Annotated in this window: 16 protein-coding genes; 11 read left to right on the top strand and 5 right to left on the bottom strand. The window is 49.2% G+C overall.

The window, feature by feature from the left end; genetic code table 11:
• Window positions 1-83 precede the first annotated feature (83 nt).
• The gene (locus tag AC2YIT_RS15420) at window positions 84-323 is read left to right on the top strand and encodes a hypothetical protein (protein ID WP_487279735.1); all 240 of its coding nucleotides are present in this window, start codon (window positions 84-86) and stop codon (window positions 321-323) included.
• Here AC2YIT_RS15420 and AC2YIT_RS15415 read toward each other — a convergent pair.
• The 4 genes from AC2YIT_RS15415 to AC2YIT_RS15400 form a co-directional block, all read right to left on the bottom strand.
• Window positions 317-1,588 (bottom strand): replication-associated recombination protein A, encoded by a 1,272-nt coding sequence (locus AC2YIT_RS15415; protein WP_487279734.1) that lies wholly within the window; start codon window positions 1,586-1,588, stop codon window positions 317-319. The two genes, AC2YIT_RS15420 and AC2YIT_RS15415, sit on opposite strands and share 7 nt — an antisense overlap.
• A 114-nt stretch (window positions 1,589-1,702) precedes the next feature.
• The gene (locus AC2YIT_RS15410) at window positions 1,703-2,284 is read right to left on the bottom strand and encodes an RNA polymerase sigma factor (protein ID WP_138364844.1); all 582 of its coding nucleotides are present in this window, start codon (window positions 2,282-2,284) and stop codon (window positions 1,703-1,705) included.
• 159 nt (window positions 2,285-2,443) lie between these two features.
• A complete protein-coding gene (gene ade / locus AC2YIT_RS15405; protein ID WP_487279733.1) occupies window positions 2,444-4,072 on the bottom strand; it encodes an adenine deaminase in 1,629 nt (542 codons plus the stop codon).
• Complete coding sequence (locus AC2YIT_RS15400) at window positions 4,069-4,977, bottom strand: AraC family transcriptional regulator (RefSeq protein WP_487279732.1); 909 nt, start codon at window positions 4,975-4,977, stop codon at window positions 4,069-4,071. The genes ade and AC2YIT_RS15400 overlap by 4 nt, the downstream gene beginning before the upstream one ends.
• Before the next feature lie 174 nt (window positions 4,978-5,151).
• Here AC2YIT_RS15400 and AC2YIT_RS15395 point away from each other — a divergent pair, with 174 nt between their 5' ends.
• The 7 genes from AC2YIT_RS15395 to AC2YIT_RS15365 all read left to right on the top strand — a co-directional run bounded on the left by AC2YIT_RS15395 (window position 5,152) and on the right by AC2YIT_RS15365 (window position 11,973).
• Window positions 5,152-6,807: a UxaA family hydrolase gene (locus AC2YIT_RS15395; RefSeq protein WP_430845513.1), complete on the top strand. Its 1,656-nt coding sequence runs from the start codon at window positions 5,152-5,154 to the stop codon at window positions 6,805-6,807.
• A 376-nt stretch (window positions 6,808-7,183) separates the two neighbouring features.
• Window positions 7,184-7,957: an SDR family NAD(P)-dependent oxidoreductase gene (locus AC2YIT_RS15390; RefSeq protein ID WP_430845514.1), complete on the top strand. Its 774-nt coding sequence runs from the start codon at window positions 7,184-7,186 to the stop codon at window positions 7,955-7,957.
• A 140-nt stretch (window positions 7,958-8,097) separates the two neighbouring features.
• Entirely contained in the window at window positions 8,098-8,964 is an 867-nt protein-coding gene (locus tag AC2YIT_RS15385) for a fumarylacetoacetate hydrolase family protein (RefSeq protein ID WP_487279731.1), read from the top strand.
• A gap of 238 nt (window positions 8,965-9,202) precedes the next feature.
• Window positions 9,203-10,033, top strand: coding sequence for an amidohydrolase family protein (locus AC2YIT_RS15380; RefSeq protein ID WP_487279730.1), 831 nt, complete (start codon window positions 9,203-9,205; stop codon window positions 10,031-10,033).
• Window positions 10,034-10,040: 7 nt separating this feature from the next.
• Window positions 10,041-10,370 carry an L-rhamnose mutarotase gene (locus AC2YIT_RS15375; protein ID WP_430845517.1) on the top strand — a complete coding sequence of 110 codons (330 nt, stop codon included), beginning with the start codon at window positions 10,041-10,043 and terminating at the stop codon, window positions 10,368-10,370.
• 37 nt (window positions 10,371-10,407) lie between these two features.
• The gene (locus tag AC2YIT_RS15370; RefSeq protein ID WP_430845518.1) at window positions 10,408-11,190 is read left to right on the top strand and encodes an endonuclease/exonuclease/phosphatase family protein; all 783 of its coding nucleotides are present in this window, start codon (window positions 10,408-10,410) and stop codon (window positions 11,188-11,190) included.
• A 3-nt stretch (window positions 11,191-11,193) separates the two neighbouring features.
• Complete coding sequence (locus tag AC2YIT_RS15365) at window positions 11,194-11,973, top strand: (Fe-S)-binding protein (RefSeq protein ID WP_487279729.1); 780 nt, start codon at window positions 11,194-11,196, stop codon at window positions 11,971-11,973.
• 56 nt (window positions 11,974-12,029) lie between these two features.
• On the opposite strand, the gene AC2YIT_RS15360 is transcribed toward AC2YIT_RS15365, so the two are convergent.
• Entirely contained in the window at window positions 12,030-12,425 is a 396-nt protein-coding gene (locus AC2YIT_RS15360; protein ID WP_430845520.1) for a T9SS type A sorting domain-containing protein, read from the bottom strand.
• Window positions 12,426-12,665: 240 nt separating this feature from the next.
• Between AC2YIT_RS15360 and AC2YIT_RS15355 the strand changes: the two genes are divergently transcribed.
• From AC2YIT_RS15355 to AC2YIT_RS15345, 3 genes are read left to right on the top strand one after another with little or no spacing between them, the layout of a single operon-like run.
• Window positions 12,666-14,042: a lactate utilization protein B gene (locus AC2YIT_RS15355; protein WP_430845521.1), complete on the top strand. Its 1,377-nt coding sequence runs from the start codon at window positions 12,666-12,668 to the stop codon at window positions 14,040-14,042.
• 2 nt (window positions 14,043-14,044) lie between these two features.
• The gene (locus AC2YIT_RS15350) at window positions 14,045-14,632 is read left to right on the top strand and encodes a LutC/YkgG family protein (protein WP_487279728.1); all 588 of its coding nucleotides are present in this window, start codon (window positions 14,045-14,047) and stop codon (window positions 14,630-14,632) included.
• Window positions 14,633-14,638: 6 nt separating this feature from the next.
• Window positions 14,639-15,154, top strand: coding sequence for a GNAT family N-acetyltransferase (locus tag AC2YIT_RS15345; protein WP_430845523.1), 516 nt, complete (start codon window positions 14,639-14,641; stop codon window positions 15,152-15,154).
• Window positions 15,155-15,161: the final 7 nt, after the last annotated feature.

Here is a 15,161-nt window from a genome sequence, read left to right as displayed (position 1 = left end):
GTTCCGGAAAGTTTGCTCCTTTACAATCGCATTGTTCAGTTATCCTGTACATAAGCCGGTCAATATACATTTCGACTCAACACATGGAACAGTCACGCCCCAATTTAACCAACCTTATCAATGATAGCAGCGGAAACGAAGAGTCCATTGCCGATTATGTAAAGCGCATGGAAACAGAGGGAAATCTTCAAAAGCTTGCTCAAAAATTGGAAAGCGACCTGAGAAAACCAGGTAAATCTACCGTATCCGCGCCGGACGTATCCACGCGGGACCTCTCCTTCGAGAAGTTCGAAAAGAAGCGCAAGCGGCGCGGCGATCAATAGCCGTACCAATCCCCCCACCAATATTGTAACTTTTTCCTGATCTCCTCTTCCCGCGCATTCCTGCCCGGCTCGAAGAATTTGGTACCCTTCAGCTCGTCGGGAAGGAAATCCTGTTTCGCGAAGTTTCCTTCAAAATCGTGTGAATACTTGTAGTCTTTTCCGTAGCCGATCTGTTTCATCAGCTTCGTGGGTGCATTACGCAGGTGCAGGGGCACAGGCAGGTGCGCAGTACGCGTTGCAGCTTCGATCGCCTCGCCGATGGCCATGTAGCTTGCGTTGCTTTTAGGCGAAGTGGCTAGGTAAACCGCCGTTTGAGAAAGTATAATGCGGCATTCGGGATAGCCTATTACATTCACGGCCTGCATGCAGGCATTAGCCATGATCATCGCCGTCGGGTTGGCATTTCCGATGTCCTCCGAAGCCATAATGAGCATTCTGCGGGCAATAAATGACGGATCTTCGCCCGCGACGATCATCCGCGCCATCCAATACACCGCTCCGTTAGGATCGCTACCGCGGAGCGACTTGATAAAGGCTGAGATAATATCATAGTGCTGCTCGCCTGATTTGTCGTAGCGCGCAATGTTCTGTTGCGCCACTTCGGTAACCCATTCGTCGGTGATTTCGATCTTTTTGGCCTCGCCTTTGCCTAGTACTACCAATTCCAGCAAGTTCAATAGCTTGCGGCCATCGCCACCGGAAAGGCGCATTAAAGCGTCATATGATGTGAATTTGATGTTCTTTTCTTTCAGCCAGGGGTCTTTTTCAAGTGCACGAGCAATGAGGTTCTTCAATTCTTTTTCGCCGAATGCTTCCAGAATATATACCTGGCAGCGAGAGAGCAATGCGGAATTGATTTCGAACGACGGGTTTTCGGTGGTGGCGCCAATCAGCGTAACCTGCCCCTTTTCCACCGCCCCGAGTAATGCGTCCTGCTGGCTTTTGTTGTACCGGTGTATCTCGTCGATAAAAAGGATCGCCGGGAACAGGCCGGAAGGTCGCGCAAGCACTTCGCGCAAGTCCTTCACGCCGGAACTGATCGCACTCAGGTTATAGAATTGCCGCTTGGTAGTTTCGGCGATGAGTAATGCGAGGGTGGTTTTCCCCACCCCGGGAGGTCCCCAAAAAATCATCGAGGGGATGGCATTTTGTAAAATAGCCCGCCGTAAAGGTCCTTTCGGGCCAAGTAGCTTTTCCTGCCCTACGAAGTCGTCGAGCGTCCGCGGGCGGAGGCGTTCGGCAAGGGGCGTGGTAATCGTGTTCATGGGTGAAGTGTCGGAATTTAGCTTGTCAATGTAAGGCAAATTTAACACAAAAAAAGCGCGGCAGAGTTCGCCACGCTTTCTATGCATGTATTTAAACGTTTAAACAGGCTGCTATCAAAAAGTCAGCCGGTCGAGCGTCATCTGCTTTTTCAGGTTACCCAACGCACCAAAAACCAGGTTGTAAACTGATTGTATATTTATCTTCATCAAATCTGCGATCTCGTGGTTGTTCAGGTTCATATAGAATTTGAGAAAGATAGCCTCGCGCTGGCGGCGTGGCAGGCCGTTGATGGCCACATTCAGATGCTGGTTGGTCGATTCGAACTCTTCTTCCGAAATCAGTTGGTTCTCGTGGGAAGGGGTGTTGATGTGCCAGTACTCAACCGGGATATCCTCATTGCTGGTGTGCTTTTGTTGTGCATTCAAATGGCGGACCAATTTGCGTTTGATGGAGGCCATCAGGTAGAAGCGGACCGAAGTGGTGTCACCGAGCGTCATGCGGTTTCTCCATAATTCTACAAACAAATCGTGGATACAATCCTTGATAAGGGGCTTGTCGATCGTGAATTGCGAACAGTACTGGTAAAGAATGTGAACGTAAGAGCGGTAGAGGCATGCGTAGGCATTTTCATCGCCTTTTCTGAACTGATCCCAAAAACAGAGTTCTTCTTCTTGCTTGTAGCGTAGGTGAGCCATTGTTTGGACAGGATTTGGAATTGGGGTTAGGAATGATTGTGAATAATGTCATTATTACACTTGTAAATATATTTATAAAAAAACATATTTTAAAAATATTTTCATCATAAAATTATATTTCTAAGGTTAATGATACTATTTCCTGAAAATCGCTGCTTTCTATAAACTTAGCGTGGTAAACTTGAAATTTTCCCCGTCAAAAAGGCCTTTATCGCTCAGTTTTAGCGATGGTATCACCAGTAATGCCATGAACGACAGCGACATAAACGGCGATTTTAATGTTGACCCGAGCGTTTCTTTTACAAAACGATCGACTTTCGTGTAACTTTCGGCCACTTCATGGCCGTCCCGGTCGGTCATTAATCCGGCGATCGGGAGCCCGATCAAATGCTCCGATCCCGCCCCCACAGCGGATAATCCGCCCCGTGCTTCCATCACCAGGTTCACTGCCCGCGCAATACTTTCATCATCACATCCTATACATATTATATTGTGCGAATCGTGCGCAACCGACGACGCCAATGCGCCTTGTTTCAACCCAAAATTGCGGATGAATGCAATGGCGGGCAGTGCAGTTGAATAGCGGTTTACGACAACCACCTTTAATACGTCCTTTTCCAGGTCAGATACTATCGCGCCGTTGATAATTTTTGCCTCCGTTATCCACTCATTTGTAACCAATTGACCGTCCAAGGCTTCGATCACCCTGATTCTTGTTTCGGAATTATTTGCAGGACATTTAAAGTCTGCCGCAGTTTTCGGCGCGCATTCAAAAAAGTTAGGGTGCCTGCTGCGCAAATCGGGGATTAATGATGTGCCATTTTGGGCAACAAGTTCGCCGTCGATCCAGGTTTCGAGGATGTTAAATGCTTTCGGGTTGTCGATCAGGATAAAATCGGCGGCATCTCCTTCGCGCAGCAAGCCGGCATTCACATTATAATGCATTACGGGGTTAATGCAGGCGGCTTGCAGTATATTCCAGAGATCGTACCCGAGCGCGAGAGCCCGTTTGACGAGCATATTAATATGTCCTTCGACGAGGTTGTCGGGGTGCTTGTCATCGGAACAAAACATAATGTGATCCGGATACTCGGCGATAAGCGGAATTAGCGCGTCGAAATTCCGGGCCGCGCTGCCTTCACGGATCAGGATTTTTACCCCATAATTGATCTTTTCGCGCGCTTCCGCGTACGTGAAGCATTCATGATCTGTACTGATGCCGTAGCTGGCATATTGTTTCGCCGCTTCACCGCGCAGGCCGGGCGCGTGGCCGTCTATTACCTTATCATAATGTTTGGCCCAATTGATCTTGGCCATCATGTCGGGATGTTCATTTAAAACCCCCGGGAAATTCATAACCTCCGCCAGATAACCTATATCATCGCTGGCTAGCAGCTCACCCACCTGTTTCGCGTCTACAACGGCCCCGGCCGTTTCAAAAACCGTCGCGGGGACACACGAAGGCGCACCGAAGCAGAATTTAAACGGCACGCGCCTGCCGTCTTCGATCATGAAATGCACGCCTTCGACGCCGAGTACATTCGCAATTTCGTGAGGATCCGACACCGTCGTAATCGTCCCGTGTACCACGGCCAGTCTCGCAAACTGCACAGGAGTGAGCATTGAGCTTTCCACGTGTACATGTGCGTCCGTGAAGCCGGGTAACGCATAAGGCAGGGCAGGGTTTTCGGGGCCTGATACGGTGATTTTACTGATCCGCTTGCCGACGATGTGAATCTCGGCTTCTTGAATACGCTTTTCGAAGATATTGATCAGGTTAACTTTCATAATACGGTGTTAAAAGTGGGCAAATGGCCTGAAATAGGGATTTTCCGGAATTCCTTCTGGTATTGCATCGGGCTTTTGCCGGTGTGGAGTTTGAAATACTTATTGAAATTGGCGAAGTTGTTGAAACCGCTCTCAAAACAAACCTGAGCCACCGGAATACGGCTTTCGGAAAGCAGTTTGCAGGCGTGGCCGATGCGCAATTCCAGCAAAAACTGTGAGTAGGTTTTGCGGCTGCGGCTTTTGAAATACCTGCAAAACGAATGCGGGCTGATGCTGGCTACTTCAGCGATTTCCTCGATCGAGATCTTCTTCTGGAAATTAGAGATCGAGTATTGATAAATATGGTTGATGCGGTCGGTGTCGTATTGGTCGTACTCGTTGTGGTACTGCGTGTTGGAGAGCAGGTTAATCTCCTCGCAATGGGCCAGCGTTTCGAGTATTTGCATTAAAGAGATAATCGGATTGCCGCTGGTCTGGTTGAGAAGCTCGTGCAAGAGCATTTTTACTTTATCAGTACCTTCGCCGAGTATCTTCATTCCAAGACGAGCTTTCACGAGCAAATCGTGGATGGACTTGTTTTCGGGCAGCGCCAGGAAGTTTTTGCCAAAAATTTCTTCCGAAAAATGGACGACAGTCGCCTGTGCATAAAGCTGGCTGCCGCGCTGGAAGTACTTTTCGTCGCAACGCCAGTAATGAGGGAGATTGGGGCCTATCAGCAGCAAGTCACCACTCTGGAAACTGCGGATATTGTCGCCCACGAATTGCGTACCGGAGCCCTGTTCGATGTGAATGAGCTCTAACTCAGGATGGTAATGCCATCGGTTATAGAAATACAGCACTACATCGCGCCGGATGCTGAATGATTTCTGTAAGCCTTTCGGGACTTTAAGTAGCTGCGGTTTCACAAATAATTACACAATTAAAACCGTTAGGGAGAAATATATGCCAATATAGTTGAAAAAATTGCTAATGTCTGAGTTCATTGTATTCAAATAATTCTGTTGCTTTGCTGATATATTCTATTTGGCGTGATTGAAAACCAGTAGGATATACCAGATTACATTCACCTGAACATTAATATGGCGTCCCAATTCCTGAAAGTTCACCCTTCCGATAATGTTATCGTGGCATTGCGCGACCAGCCCGCGGGCTCGGACGTGACGTACGAGGGGAATCTCTACCATCTTCAATACGGCGTTTCGGCCAAGCATAAATTCGTTACGGAGGATATCGAAACCGGCGGCGCCATCATTATGTACGGCGTGCTTGTAGGCCGTGCCACCCAGCCGATCAAAAAAGGCGAGCCGATCACAACATTCAACCTGAAACACGACGCACACGATTACAGCACTGCTAATCGTCAGCCGTATTCATACACGCAGCCCGACGTGAGCCATTGGCAAAACCGCACTTTCAAAGGTTACCACCGTGAAGATGGTCGCGTAGGGACATACAATTACTGGCTAGTAGTGCCGCTCGTTTTCTGCGAGAACCGCAACGTGCTCATCATGAAGGACGCATTCGAGCGCGAGCTCGGGTACGCACAAACGGATATTTACCGCGACCAGGTACGCGAATTCCTGCATTTGTACCAGCAGGGCGATATGCGTACGATCAAGAATCTGGAAACTTTTGTTGACGCTCCGGCGGCAGCGAAAAAGAAACCGGAACGCCCGTTCAAGAATGTGGACGGTGTTAAATTCCTCACGCATGAGGGCGGTTGCGGCGGTACGCGTCTGGATGCGAATACATTGTGCTCTCTGTTCGCGGCTTATGCGGTGCATCCCAATGTAGCAGGTATTACGGTACTGAGCCTCGGTTGCCAGAACTCCGAGCTGAAAACGCTCGAAGACGAAATCCGCAAGCGCGATCCGCATTTCAGCAAGCCGTTCTTTGCATTCGAGCACCAGAAGGGCACTGAGTATTCGCTCATGTCGGGTGCGATCAAGGAAACTTTCATGGGTTTGACTAAAATCAACGAATTTGAACGTTCCGATGCGCCACTTTCTAAACTTTCAGTAGGCTTGAAATGCGGCGGATCGGACGGGTTCTCAGGGATTTCTGCCAATCCGGTACTTGGTCACCTTTCCGACCTCGTCGTGGGCCTCGGTGGACAGACACTTCTTGCCGAATTCCCCGAATTGAATGGGGTAGAGCAGGAGCTGCTCAATCGCTGTGTGACCGAAGAAAAAGCCGCCAAATTTGAAAAACTGATGCGCGACTACGCTGGCAAAGCCGAGGCCGTTGGCTCCGCATTCGCATTCAACCCATCGCCGGGTAATATTAAGGATGGTCTTATCACCGACGCGATCAAATCCGCCGGGGCAGCTAAAAAAGGGGGTAATGCCTACGTATCCGACGTTTTGAACTACACCGAACGCGCAACGGAATCAGGTCTGCACCTCGTGTGCACGCCAGGCAACGACGTGGAAGCCACTACTGGTCAAACCGCCGCAGGCGCAAACATTATCCTTTTCACCACTGGTCTTGGTACCCCAACAGGTAACCCGATCTGCCCGGTAGCAAAAGTAGCCACCAACTCGGCTCTTGCCCAACGAATGCCCGACGTGATCGATTTCGACTGTGGTCCGGTTGTAGACGGCACGCAATCAATCGAACAGAATGCGGAAGCATTGCTGGAATATGTGATTAAAGTAGCCAGCGGCGAGCTGACCAAAGCGCAGCAATTGGGACAAGACGACTTTATCCCGTGGAAACGCGGCGTTTCACTATAATAACCGGTTTTCGGCGCCGGGCTCCCAGAATCCAAGTCTCGGCCTTCCGTCGGTTAAAACCGACGGTAACAGATTGGAAATTTGCATAGCAAATTCAAATTGTCCGACGCAGTAACTCGGAGAAGCGCAAATCTATTGCCGGGGGGTTAACCCCCGGACACAAAGCAAAAGAATCGCAAAGCAAAAGAATTGCAGAGCAGAAAGATTTCAATCAAGAGAATTGTAGAGCAACAGAATTGCACTGCAACAGCAACGCATCGGCAACAGCAATGCAATAACAATAACAGTAACAAGGCAAAAGCTGTGCTTTTGCCTAAGACCAACAGACAAGCATCATTAACCCAAGGCTTCAGCCTTGGGCCTAGACCAACTATCTATGTTTAATCTAACAGGAAAAACAGCACTGGTAACCGGCGGAGCGAGTGGGATCGGATTGGCGATCTCTAAAACTTTCGCTAAACAGGGCGCTTACGTGCATATTCTGGAACTCAATATTGATCTGGCCAATCAGGTGGTGAGCGAAATCACTGCGGAAGGCGGACAAGCTGAGGCACACGCACTGGACATCTCCAAACAGGCGGATGTCGTGAATATTATCAACGCCATCGCCGCGCAGCATCCGATCAATATCCTTGTAAACAACGCAGGTATCGCGCATATCGGCAAGGCGGACACGACTGCGGAAATCGATTTTGACAGGGTGATTAATATCAATGTCAAAGGCGTTTATAACTGCCTCATGGCCACCATTCCGCATTTGAAATCCAACGGCGGAGGAGTGATTTTGAACATGGCTTCCATTGCCGCAACAGTAGGAATACCCGACCGCTTTGCTTATTCTACTGCAAAAGGTGCGGTTTACTCCATGACGTTGTCGGTAGCCCGCGATTACCTGGCGGACGGTATCCGTTGCAACAGCATCTCGCCGGCACGCGTGCACACACCTTTCGTGGATGGTTTTATCTCGAAAAATTATCCGGGCAAGGAGCAGGAAATGTTTGAAAAACTGTCCAAAACCCAACCTATCGGCCGTATGGCGAAGCCGGAAGAAATCGGTGCATTGGCATTGTACCTTTGCTCGGATGAAGCAGGTTTTATCACAGGTTGCGATTATTTGATTGACGGGGGATTTGAGAAGCTAAATAATTAGGAGGCTGTCGGCAGTCGGCTATCGGCTGTCGGACCTTGAAATGAATAATAACTAGCAAAAAGCTGACGGCCGATAGCCGACGGCCGAAGTATAACTAAAAAAATGCCGACGGCCGAAAGCCGAAAGCCGAAGTACAAAATATGAAACTCTTTCGATTTGGTGCATTTGAAAATGAAAAACCGGGCGTAGAATTGGCCGACGGTACAAAGCTGGATGTTTCTGCATTTGGTGAAGATTATAATGAAAAATTCTTCGCGACCGATGGTATCGCTCGTTTGTCGGCATGGCTCGAAATCAATGCGGCCTCCGCGCCGAAAGTGGCGGATGGTTTCCGCTATGGTTCCTGCGTGGCACGTCCTTCGAAGATCGTGTGCATTGGCATGAACTATGCCAAACATGCCTACGAATCCGGCGCGACGGAGCTTCCGAAAGAACCTATCATCTTCTTTAAATCAACTACTGCATTATGCGGACCTTTTGACCAGGTGATTATCCCGAGAAATTCGGAAAAAACAGACTGGGAGGTAGAGCTGGCCGTAGTAATCGGTAAAAAAGCGAGCTACGTGGATGAGGCTAATGCATTAGACTACGTAGCTGGTTATGCCGTTCACAACGACTATTCGGAACGGGCGTTCCAAATGGAGCGTGGCGGACAATGGGTGAAAGGTAAAAGCAATGATACTTTCGCACCGCTGGGACCATACATGGTTACTTCGGATGAAGTAGGCAATGCCAACGACCTCGATTTGTGGCTGAGCCTGAACGGCAAGAAAATCCAGGACAGCAATACATCCGACATGATTTTCCAGATCCCATTCCTGGTTAGCTATCTGAGCCAGTTTATGACACTGCTCCCGGGAGATGTGATCACGACCGGCACACCGGCGGGCGTAGGTCTGGGCATGAAGCCGCCGGTTTACCTCAAACCAGGCGACGTTGTAGAATTGGGTATTGAAAAATTGGGTTCACAAAAGCAGGAAGCGATTGCCTGGAAGGCGACGGTGTAAGGGAGTTTGCTACGTTCGGGGTCATAACTAGTCAGGGATGGTCAGGTATAGTCATTAATAGTCAGGTGTGGTCGTGTTCTGTCAAGTGTAGTCACTGATAGTCAAGCCCTGACAATGAATGACAATGCCTGACAACACCTGACCACACTTGACAACGAATGACCACAAATGACAATGGATGACAACACATGACCATACTTGACAGCCGAACCAAGTTACCAGCATAGTAAAGAAGTATATGACGATAGACGCTCACCAGCATTTCTGGATATTCGACGAGGAACGTGATTCGTGGATCACACCCGACATGCAGGTTATCCGGCGGAATTTTCTACCGGAGGACCTCTGGCCGGTCCTCAAAGCCAATAAAGTAGATGGCTGCGTGGCGGTGCAGGCGTCGCAGAACGATGCGGAAACGGAGTTTTTGCTGCATTTAGCCGAGGCCAACGATTTTGTGAGAGGCGTGGTAGGATGGGTAGATCTCAAAGCGGTGAATTTGTATGATCAGCTCGAAAGATACTCGCAGTTTGAGAAATTGAAAGGCTTCCGTCATGTGGCGCAGGGGCAGCCCGAAGGTTTTCTGCTGCAACCGGAGTTTATCCGGGGCGTGGGTACGCTGGTCGCATTCGATTTTACCTACGACATTCTCATTTACCAAAACCAGTTGAAAGAAGCATTCAACTTCGCGGTAAAACTGCCGAATGTGCATTTCGTGCTGGATCACATTGCCAAGCCGCTCATCAAAGCGCAGGAGTTGCAACCCTGGGCCGATGATATCCGTCGACTCGCAGAATTGCCGAATGTGCATTGCAAAGTGTCTGGCATGGTGACCGAAGCCACCTGGATGCATTGGGAGAAAGCCGATTTCAGGCCTTATCTCGATGTGGTTTTCGAAGCATTCGGAACGGAGCGCATTATGTATGGCTCCGACTGGCCAGTATGCCTGGTCGCGGGCGAATACGAAGGCGCGAAGGGAATCCTGACCGACTACCTGAGTATGTTCTCCGACGACGAAATGCGCGATGTAATGGGTAACAACGCGAGGCGCTTTTACAACCTCGATATTTAATAGGATTATGAAAAGATATTGTCTTGCAGTGGACCTGGTCGATGACCCGCAAATGATTGCGGAATACGAAGGCTACCACAAAAAGATCCAGCCTGAAATCCATAAGAGCATTACCGATGCCGGCATTACTGTGATGGACATTTACCGGGTTGGTAACCGCCTGTTCATGATCATGGAGACGGAAGACGATTTCAGTTTTGAAACAAAATCCCAAATGGACGCCGACAATCCGAAAGTACAGGAATGGGAGCAGCTCATGTGGAAATACCAACAAGCATTGCCCACTGCCAAACCCGGCGAAAAGTGGGTGTTAATGGAACAGATATTTGCCCTCTGAGAATAAAGGTCGTAGTATGAACTAGCATTCGAACAGGTTGAGTAGACTATTTTACGCATTATCCATCCTTATTTTATCGTTTGCATTGCTTTCATCTCAGCCCCGCCAGGCTGTGGAAGTGAAGCTGATGAGTTTCAACATCCGGCATGGCCTGAATAATCGGGAAGAGTCGAATCTGAGGGATATTTTAAGGATAATCAAGGAGAATGACCCGGATCTTGTGGCATTACAGGCGGTCGACAGCCTTACAGACAAGGGAAAGGTGCAGTTCCAGTTGAGGCAGATCGCCGCACAGACGGGCATGTATTATGCCTATGCAGTTGCCGATACCAATGAAAACGGGACGCAGGGCGTCGGGATACTTTCCAATTGGCCGTTTGAAAAGACACAAATCATCAATTTGCCGCGGACGGCGGGTGCCGACCCGAAAGTGCTGCAATGTGGGCTGATCAAACTGTCGCGTTCTGTGACCTTCCGGTTTTGCAACTCCCGGCTCGAATATGCTTCTGTCATGGACCGGGCATTGCAGGCCGCTTACATTAATCAAATGCTCGTCAACAGCGTCCAGCCCGTACTTTTGGGTATGGATATGGGCGCCAGACCGAATGAGCAGCCTTACTTTTCGTTCCGCAGGAACTGGCAGGACGCTGCCCGCGGGTCGCAGTTGCAGACCTGGAACGAAGGTTTACCGGGCGACCGGCTCGATTACATTTTTGCCTTGCTCAACAACAAGGTCCGCATTAAAAACTACAAGGTGATCCGAAATTATCCGGACGTTTCTGATCACTATCCCATTCAGGCCACCATCGAATTTTGGTAGAAAATGAATTACTCAAATTGGAAGATCGGATTATTTATCCCCTGCTATGTCGATCAGTTTTATCCGCAAGTGGGGATCGCAACGCTCGAATTGCTTGAAAAACTCGGCTGTACAGTAATATTTCCGTTGAATCAGACGTGCTGCGGCCAGCCGATGGCCAATTCCGGATTCGAACACTTGTCGCGCCCGTGCGACAATCTTTTTTATGATCTTTTCAAAGATTGCGATTACGTGGTATCGCCATCGGGGAGCTGCGTGCTGCATATTAAAGACCATTTGAAGGCCGATAACAAGGCTGACGAATCAAAAGTACTCAGAAAGAAAGTATATGAATTAGTCGAATTTCTGACCGACGTTTTGAAAATAGAGACTATCGAAGCCGAGTTCCCGCATCGTGTGGGCTTGCACCAGGGATGCCACGGGCAACGCGGATTGCATTTGTCTCAAATGTCGGAGTTGAATGCGGCGCCATTTTCGAAGCCGGTATCGCTTTTGAAACAAGTGAAAGGCATCGAGCTAATCGACCTGGATCGCACCGACGAATGCTGCGGTTTTGGCGGGACGTTTTGCGTGAGCGAGGAGGCTGTATCCGTGAAAATGGGTAAGGACCGCGTGGCGGACCACATCCGGCACAATGCGGAATTCATTACCGGTTCGGATATGAGCTGCCTGATGCATTTGGGAGGTATTCTCAAACGGGGCAATTCGAATGTGCAGGTGATGCATATCGCTGAGATCCTGAATGCAGGGATCAAAAAACAAAAACCGGAGCCCGCATATTGAGCCCCGGTGTATACAAAGTTTATGCGCTGGGATGGAATCTGAGAAGCGCCCCGCTATTAGTTGATTGAAGAAACAACGCGGCTGGTTGTAGTCAAAATATCAAACGATTGTGCAGTCTTCTCTTTACCATCCGTGATTTCGAACGTGTAAGTGCCGTCCATCAGCGTTGATAAATCGAAGTATTTCAGGTAGTTGTTTTCAACTTTGCGGTTTTCTGAGAAAAGCACATTCTTTTCGTTGTCCAGAATACGCACAACTACATTTTTTGAAATTGGATTATTATAAGAAACGCGGAATTGCAATGGTTTAACCTGCAGAACGGTCAGCTTGGTTGAAGCGTTTTCAGTTTTATCTGCGGTAGCGAAGTTGTCCTGGGCATTTACAGCGAATGCCGATCCTGATAGAAGCAAGCCCGTGATGGCTGCGATAATAAGAGTGTTTTTGGTTTTCATAGGAGTAATAATTTAATGTCTAAAAAAAGTTAAACTGAACTTAGTTCAGACTCCGATGCCCCGATCGAAAAACTTTGTTGATTCAAAAGTATAAGATATTGCAATACAAGAAAATAGCATTTTTTCGATTTGTAAAAAGTTGTTTATTAAACAAACTGCAAACTTGGAATAATGCAATGAATGTGAAAAGTACAATTCTTATTCTTCTTTAAATACCATTATCAAATTGTTAAGGCAGCTATGTCCAAAACAGTCATGGAGCACGCGGACGCCTCCGAAGTGTTCAACAGAGACGAATCTTACGTAAACTGGCACGACGAAACGCTATGGTTCGTCCGTCAGAAACGCGATAAATCATCCAAACAATTGCCCGAGTGGGAGCAGCTTCGCGAAGCCGCGTCGGGTATCAAGCATTATGTGCTCTCTCATCTTGACGAGCTACTGATCGCCTTTGAACAAAAAGCGAAGGAAAACGGCGTGCAGGTGCATTGGGCGGCCAATGCGGCTGAGCATAACGAGATCGTTCTCGGGCTTTTGAAGAAACATAAGATCGACAAGATGGTGAAAAGCAAGTCGATGCTCACCGAGGAATGTCATATGAACGAATTCCTGCAAAAGAACGGCATTGAGGTGATCGACACCGATCTGGGCGAACGCATTGTGCAGCTCCGCAACGAGCCGCCGAGCCATATTGTATTACCGGCTATCCACTTGAAAAAGAAGGATATCGGCGATCTTTTTCACGAACATTTGGGCACGGAAGCCGGCGCCACCGACCCGCAATACCTCACCGAAGCCGCCCGCCAGCATTTGCGCGATAAGTTTCTGACGCGCAGAGCTGCGTTGACAGGTGTAAATTTTGCCATCGCCGAAACCGGCGGTTTTGTTGTCTCTACGAATGAAGGTAATGCCGATATGGGCGCGCATCTGGCCGATATTCACATTGCCTGTATGGGTTTTGAAAAGATTATCCCCAAACAGGAACACCTCGGCGTATTCCTGCGCCTGCTCGCACGAAGCGCCACGGGCCAGCCGATTACCACTTACAGCAGCCATTTCAAAAAGCCGCGCGAGGGGCAGGAAATGCATATTGTGATTGTAGATAATGGTCGGAGCACGCAATTAGGACGGAAGGATTTCAGAAATTCCTTGAAATGCATTCGCTGCGGGGCTTGTATGAACACTTGCCCGGTTTATCGAAGAAGCGGCGGGCATAGCTACCACAATGCAGTGGCCGGACCAATCGGCTCCATTCTCGCGCCGAACCTGGATATGACCAAGAATGCGGATCTGCCGTTTGCAAGCACGTTATGCGGCAGCTGCTCGAATGTATGCCCGGTGAAAATCGATATTCATGATCAGTTGTATAAATGGCGGCAGGTGCTGGCGAAGGAGGGACACGTGCATAAAAGTAAGGAAATCGGTATCCGGGCCATGTCGACGGTGCTGGCTGCACCACGGTTTTACCAATGGTCGGGCAGGCTGGGGCGGACAGTGATGCGCGCCATGCCTTTCATGGTCAACAATGCATTGAATCCCTGGTACAAACAACGCGACATGCCCGAGCCGCCGAAGGAAAGCTTCCGCGACTGGTATGTCCGTAACAGAAAGAATTGATTATGAGCTCACGAGATAGAATTTTAAGTCAAATCAGGCAGACCAAACCTGAGGAGGTAGCGCTGCCGCCGATAACCACGTTTGTCAGCCATTTTGAAAATACCGAAGACAAATTCCGCGAAATGCTCGCTGCGATTTATACCGAAGTAATCGTGGTGAAAAACCTGGAAGAGCTTGCGGCAAAAGCGGAAGAGCTCTACAAAGACGTGGTAAATCGGGCTACTACCATTCCTGCGTTAAGCGCCTGGGCCGATTTCAGCCTCAATGTTTCAGACCCGCACGAACTGGAAACCGTGGAAATAGCCATTGTGCAAGCCGAGTTTGGCGTGGCCGAAAATGGGGCAGTCTGGATTTCGGACCAGTATTTGCCGCATCGGGTGCTGCCTTTTATTACCCAAAATCTCGCGTTCGTGATCCCGCGTAATGCGCTCGTGGACAATATGCATGACGCATATGTGCGCTTGCGGGACACGCTGGGATGGGGCTGTTTTATTGCAGGTCCGTCAAAAACTGCGGATATTGAGCAATCGCTGGTCATCGGCGCGCACGGGGCGCGCAGCATGGTGGTCTTCCTGCTTGAAGGCGAGTAGCATTGTATGGACCAACAGGTAACTCTCAGACCGTTCACCAGAAATATTGCCGAAAGGCTGGCGCAACTCGCGAACAACAAAAATGTGGTAGCGCAGGTAAGGGATAATTTTCCCTCACCTTACACACTTTCCGACGCCCATTATTGGATCGACTTCTGTAACGGGCGGCATAGCGGCGAAAGCTTCCACCGCGCGATCTACTATAAGGATGAATTTGTGGGCGGAATAGGCGTACTGCGCCAGGAGGACATTCATCGCAACAATGCTGAGATCGGCTACTGGCTCGGTGAGCCTTACTGGGGACTCAACATTACCACAGCCGCCGTTGTGCAAATGACAGACTGGATTTTTGCCAATACCACCATTACAAGGCTTTTCGCGGGCGTTTTCGAAACCAACCCTGCCTCGATGCGCGTTCTGGAAAAAGCCGGTTACAAACTCGAAGCGATTCACCGCAAGGCCATTATTAAAAACGACCAGGTACTCGACGAACATTTGTTTGTAAAGCTGGCCGGGGAATGAGCTTTAA

The organism is Dyadobacter sp. SRI_021, assembly GCF_057586235.1.
The sequence above is the reverse complement of the archived record's forward strand: the minus strand, read 5'-3'. Positions and strand labels throughout refer to the sequence as shown.

Bases quoted from the DNA above. Each gene is read 5' to 3' on its own strand.
- AC2YIT_RS15420 (WP_487279735.1), top strand. From the start codon at position 84: ATGGAACAGTCACGCCCCAATTTAACCAACCTTATCAATGATAGCAGC.
- AC2YIT_RS15415 (WP_487279734.1), bottom strand. From the start codon at position 1,588: ATGAACACGATTACCACGCCCCTTGCCGAACGCCTCCGCCCGCGGACG.
- AC2YIT_RS15410 (WP_138364844.1), bottom strand. From the start codon at position 2,284: ATGGCTCACCTACGCTACAAGCAAGAAGAAGAACTCTGTTTTTGGGAT.
- ade (WP_487279733.1), bottom strand. From the start codon at position 4,072: ATGAAAGTTAACCTGATCAATATCTTCGAAAAGCGTATTCAAGAAGCC.
- AC2YIT_RS15395 (WP_430845513.1), top strand. From the start codon at position 5,152: ATGGCGTCCCAATTCCTGAAAGTTCACCCTTCCGATAATGTTATCGTG.
- AC2YIT_RS15390 (WP_430845514.1), top strand. From the start codon at position 7,184: ATGTTTAATCTAACAGGAAAAACAGCACTGGTAACCGGCGGAGCGAGT.
- AC2YIT_RS15385 (WP_487279731.1), top strand. From the start codon at position 8,098: ATGAAACTCTTTCGATTTGGTGCATTTGAAAATGAAAAACCGGGCGTA.
- AC2YIT_RS15380 (WP_487279730.1), top strand. From the start codon at position 9,203: ATGACGATAGACGCTCACCAGCATTTCTGGATATTCGACGAGGAACGT.
- AC2YIT_RS15375 (WP_430845517.1), top strand. From the start codon at position 10,041: ATGAAAAGATATTGTCTTGCAGTGGACCTGGTCGATGACCCGCAAATG.
- AC2YIT_RS15365 (WP_487279729.1), top strand. From the start codon at position 11,194: ATGAATTACTCAAATTGGAAGATCGGATTATTTATCCCCTGCTATGTC.
- AC2YIT_RS15360 (WP_430845520.1), bottom strand. From the start codon at position 12,425: ATGAAAACCAAAAACACTCTTATTATCGCAGCCATCACGGGCTTGCTT.
- AC2YIT_RS15355 (WP_430845521.1), top strand. From the start codon at position 12,666: ATGTCCAAAACAGTCATGGAGCACGCGGACGCCTCCGAAGTGTTCAAC.
- AC2YIT_RS15350 (WP_487279728.1), top strand. From the start codon at position 14,045: ATGAGCTCACGAGATAGAATTTTAAGTCAAATCAGGCAGACCAAACCT.
- AC2YIT_RS15345 (WP_430845523.1), top strand. From the start codon at position 14,639: ATGGACCAACAGGTAACTCTCAGACCGTTCACCAGAAATATTGCCGAA.